The sequence below is a fragment of the Oleiphilus sp. HI0123 genome, assembly GCF_001635315.1.
Map to the genome: position 1 here is coordinate 1 of NZ_LWGE01001645.1, position 3,919 is coordinate 3,919.

The 3,919-nt window shown below is 44.1% G+C and carries 6 protein-coding genes, 1 other RNA gene and 1 pseudogene; 4 read left to right on the top strand and 4 right to left on the bottom strand.

Annotation, left to right across the window (positions count from 1 at the left end):
* Window positions 1-330, top strand: a 330-nt coding sequence (locus A3761_RS22155; RefSeq protein WP_156492034.1) for an integrase core domain-containing protein, incomplete at its 5' end; no start/stop codon positions are given.
* A 10-nt stretch (window positions 331-340) separates the two neighbouring features.
* On the opposite strand, the pseudogene A3761_RS25935 reads toward A3761_RS22155, so the two are convergent.
* The 3 genes and pseudogenes from A3761_RS25935 to smpB form a co-directional block, all read right to left on the bottom strand.
* A pseudogene (locus tag A3761_RS25935) lies at window positions 341-598 on the bottom strand (transposase zinc-binding domain-containing protein); the annotation flags it as partial.
* 505 nt (window positions 599-1,103) lie between these two features.
* Window positions 1,104-1,489: a transfer-messenger RNA gene (gene ssrA / locus A3761_RS22165) on the bottom strand.
* 282 nt (window positions 1,490-1,771) lie between these two features.
* Window positions 1,772-2,251 carry an SsrA-binding protein SmpB gene (gene smpB / locus A3761_RS22170; protein ID WP_068514034.1) on the bottom strand — a complete coding sequence of 160 codons (480 nt, stop codon included), beginning with the start codon at window positions 2,249-2,251 and terminating at the stop codon, window positions 1,772-1,774.
* Between the two features lie 192 nt (window positions 2,252-2,443).
* Between smpB and A3761_RS22175 the strand changes: the two genes are divergently transcribed.
* Together A3761_RS22175 and A3761_RS22180 are read left to right on the top strand one after the other, a co-directional pair.
* Entirely contained in the window at window positions 2,444-2,878 is a 435-nt protein-coding gene (locus A3761_RS22175) for a type II toxin-antitoxin system RatA family toxin (RefSeq protein ID WP_068739943.1), read from the top strand.
* A gap of 13 nt (window positions 2,879-2,891) precedes the next feature.
* Window positions 2,892-3,182, top strand: a complete 291-nt coding sequence (locus A3761_RS22180; RefSeq protein ID WP_082865264.1) for an RnfH family protein — start codon at window positions 2,892-2,894, stop codon at window positions 3,180-3,182.
* A gap of 9 nt (window positions 3,183-3,191) precedes the next feature.
* On the opposite strand, the gene A3761_RS22185 is transcribed toward A3761_RS22180, so the two are convergent.
* On the bottom strand, window positions 3,192-3,521 hold the full coding sequence (locus A3761_RS22185) for an outer membrane protein assembly factor BamE (protein WP_068514039.1): 330 nt from the start codon (window positions 3,519-3,521) through the stop codon (window positions 3,192-3,194).
* Between the two features lie 163 nt (window positions 3,522-3,684).
* Here A3761_RS22185 and A3761_RS22190 point away from each other — a divergent pair.
* The coding region (locus A3761_RS22190; protein ID WP_197473178.1) for a transcriptional repressor at window positions 3,685-3,919 on the top strand (235 nt) is incomplete at its 3' end.

Genomic DNA, 3,919 nt, shown 5'->3' on the forward strand with positions numbered 1-3,919 from the left:
TATAATCTGCGCCAGCCTCCTAAAGGCTTGGTGTTTCATAGTGACAGAGGTTCGCAGTATACCAGCAAGCGTTATCGCACACTGCTGAGTAATTATGGCATCAGAGCTAGCATGGGGGATGTAGGTGCTTGCTGGGATAACTCTGTTGTGGTGCGGTTCTTTGGAAGCTTAAAGCATGACTGGGTTTTGAAAGTGCCCCAGCCAACGAGAGAGCATATGAGAAATGATGTGGCTGACTACATGCGTTATTACAACTTAGAGCGGCTCCATACTTCTAACGAAGATATGTCGCCAATCGAGTACGAAAACTCTTTAAGAAAAGTGTCCTGATTTAGTTGCGCAGAACAGTTGAGAGTGTACGGTAAACGATGCTCAAGACCTTGCCCATCAGCTCCGGGTAACGGTCCAGCAAAAAGCGCAACTGGAAAGGAAAATTCAGCACCCATTGGCGAATAGGCTCTGCGGGAAATACTTCATCCACCAAAAGTGCGGCACTCTCCGCCATCCGCCGAGCGCCACAACTAGGGCAGAAACCACGCCGTTTGCAGCTGAAAGCGACCAAACGCTCGTGATGACAATCTTCGCAGCGCACACGCAATTTGAGGCTGTTCAAATTTTGGTATCTACGAAGCTGGAATATCAACAAGGTCTATCTGTGTTTCTTGTTTTCCTTATGGAGTGTGTCTTCTTTTATCGTATCTCTGCTGTTTGCTATGGGAGCTCTTGGAACTAATCGGCCCTTGGCATTGGCTTTGGTATGTTATTTATTTCTAATTGTTGTTATTTATGCGGGCTCAGTGCACGATCCTTTCTGGTTTAAATCTACTAAGAATAATGAGTTAGCTCTGTTTCTTCAGGTTTACAAATCAGAAATGCTTATTGAGGGCGGGTCGAACGATTAAAAAAAGGTTCGCAAATCATAGATATTAAAAAGTAAAGCTCATTGAATCATAACGCTATGATTCAATGAGCTTTTTCAGTCTAGAAAGGGTTGCATTTGTCCGGTTGTTGCCAAACTTATGCTTCCCTGTGAACCATAATTTTAGCAAATGCTAAACTTATGGTTACTTCCCTACTTTATTGGTTCTTGATGAACCAGCTTTTGGTGGAGACGGCGGGAATTGAACCCGCGTCCGTCAGCACTCTGCCATCGGCTCTACATGCTTAGAATCCGTTAATTAGTTTAACCTTCCACAGCCCAACGGGCAGGACGTGGTTGGCGAGCTCAGTAAAGTTTAACGAAACGACCCTGAGTAAGCCGCTTGGCGATCCTGTTCTGAGTGACAGTCATTAGCGCGATACAGGCACCTTGCTAAAGACCGTTAGGGCCGTAGCCCTAAAAGTGCTTTTTCACTGCTTACGCAGCTAGTTGAGCACCGTAGTTGTCATCATTTGCAACTATGAGTTATAGCGATTGGAGTACGAGTGCCACTATACACTCGGCATGCACCTTTGGTTTTGTTACCAGCGTCGAAGCCATGTCGTCCCCGTAACTTTTACCAAGATTAAGCGTCTGGCTTCGACTGCGTCGAGTCCCGGCCAGCGGGCGGAGCCGCTGTCGCTTATGCCTTTTGAAGGCCAAGAAATTGGCTTTCAATTTGAGACAAAACAGGCATAAGCCCATGTCGTCCCCGTAACTTTTACCAAGATTAAGCGTTTGGCTTCGACTACGTCGAGTCCCGGCCAGTGTTTTAGCAACTGTCGCTTATGCCGTAATTTAATTGTTAGTCATTATATAGGGGCGCTTGTTGGGAATACAAGGCAAGCCTATTTATTTTACGTGTTCTCGAACAATACGTGCTTTCTGGCGATCCCAGTCACGGTTCTTCTCGGCATCTCGTTTATCGTGATCTTTCTTACCTTTGGCCAGTGCTATCTCGCATTTGATGTGGTTTCCTTTCCAATAAAGCGCCAATGCAACACAGGTGTGTCCAGCTTGGTTCATTTTGGCATTTATCTTTGCGATTTCTTTTTTATGTAGCAATAGCTTTCGTTGGCGCGTTGGTTCAGCGATAACGTGAGTGCACGCTGACGTTAGCGGTGTGATATAGACGTTAAGAAGCCAGGCTTCACCGTTTTTTAGGAATACGTGTGAATCCGTAAGCTGAGCTTTGCCTTCTCTTAAGCTTTTGACTTCCCACCCTGTTAGAGCGAGTCCGGCTTCGAACTTTTCTTCAATATGGTAGTCGTGTTTAGCTTTCTTATTGAGAGCAATGGTGCCTGGCAGTTGTTTTGGTTTTTTCTTGGCCATATATCTATTGTTATCACTATCTCGTACAAATAGACCTAAACGTTTCTAGGGCTATAAAAATGAACCATTCTACACCATGTTTCAGTCATTTGTGCCAGCCTTCTGAAAATTTATGTTGCGTGTTTTTATTGAGGCTAGGCGACCACGGTCTTGGCGGGTACAATAGAGGTAAGATAGTTTAGGGTGATGTGAATGTCTTTAAGTATTAATCGTAGTGCCTTGGTTATGCACTCTGCTGAGCGTATGAGTGCACTGGTAAATGATGTGGCGGCTTACTCGCAGTTTCTTCCTTGGTGTTCAAGCTCGCAGGTCTTGGAGTCTGAATCGGAGTATATGTTGGCGAGCATTGAGGTTCAAAAGGGCGCGCTGAAGCAGTCGTTTACCACGCGTAACGACTTGTCTGAAGATGGCAGAATTATTATGAGCCTGGTGGAGGGACCTTTCAGCTATTTAAAAGGCGCCTGGGAATTTATTCACCTGAAAGAAGGAGCTTGTAAGGTTGAACTTACGCTCGATTTTGAGATTAAACAAAATTTGGCAAAAATGGCCTTTGCCAAGGTATTTAATCAGGCAGCTAACTCGATGGTTGATGCGTTCTGTGAACGTGCAAATCAATTATATTGTTAAGGAAACGTAAATAATGGAAAATATGATCCAAATAGAAGTTGCCTATGCCGCGCCTGATAAGCAGAAAATACTAACAGTCGAGGTGAAGCCGGGTACCAACGTTTTTGATGGGGCAAAAAACTCGGGAATTGATAAGGTTTTTCCTGAGATAGATTTCGATAAGGCCGATATGGGAATATTTGGTAAAGCGGTTCGTAAACCACTGGAGCAGGAGCTGAAAGAAGGGGATCGTATTGAAATTTACCGCCCATTAATGATCGACCCTAAACAGGCTCGCTTAAATCGGGCGGCAAAGAAAGACTAAATAGAGCGCTTAATATGCTGGGTTGCTCTCAAGTAGTGTGCCTTCGTAGCGTTGGTACACGCCTTGGCTATAGTAGACTTTTATGGTTTGTTTCTCGATTTCACCGCCCGCAACTTGATAGGTGTATACGTAGTTTTCGAGTTCTGTATCGAAGGTGTTGTCTAGAACGGGAGCACCTAATACGAAGTGAACCTGTTTTTTAGTCATACCTGCTTTTAATGTGTCGAGCATGTCTTGGGTGATGATGTTGCCTTGCTGGACATTGATTTTGAAAACGCCAGGAAAGCTACAGGCGCTTATGCTTAAAGCGGTGAGAATAATAATTAAAAACTTTTGCATCTAATTTTTGAATTCCATTATCTTTGCTTTACAATGTTTTCGGCTGATCTTTATGAAGATAGGCGAAACGCAAGCAAAGTATGTTGTAAAGAAGAAACTAACATTATAGCGAGGCATGATACCTGATTCGTGCAAACGCTGTGAATAGGATTACAAATAAATCATGCCAGACAACTCAGAGTTAAAAAAAGTTGGTTTGAAAGTTACCTTACCACGATTAAAAGTATTGGGGCTTTTGGAAGAAGCTGATGAGCACCATATGAGTGCGGAAGATGTCTATAAGGCTTTATTGGAATCGGGTGATGATGTAGGTTTGGCGACCGTTTATCGTGTACTTACCCAGTTTGAGGCTGCCGGTCTGGTCTTGCGTCATAACTTTGAGGGTGGACATGCGGTAT

What these genes read in the sequence shown, in the direction of transcription:
- smpB (WP_068514034.1), bottom strand. Translation starts at nt 2,251, where the DNA reads ATGGCCAAGAAAAAACCAAAACAACTGCCAGGCACCATTGCTCTCAAT.
- A3761_RS22175 (WP_068739943.1), top strand. Translation starts at nt 2,444, where the DNA reads ATGTCTTTAAGTATTAATCGTAGTGCCTTGGTTATGCACTCTGCTGAG.
- A3761_RS22180 (WP_082865264.1), top strand. Translation starts at nt 2,892, where the DNA reads ATGGAAAATATGATCCAAATAGAAGTTGCCTATGCCGCGCCTGATAAG.
- A3761_RS22185 (WP_068514039.1), bottom strand. Translation starts at nt 3,521, where the DNA reads ATGCAAAAGTTTTTAATTATTATTCTCACCGCTTTAAGCATAAGCGCC.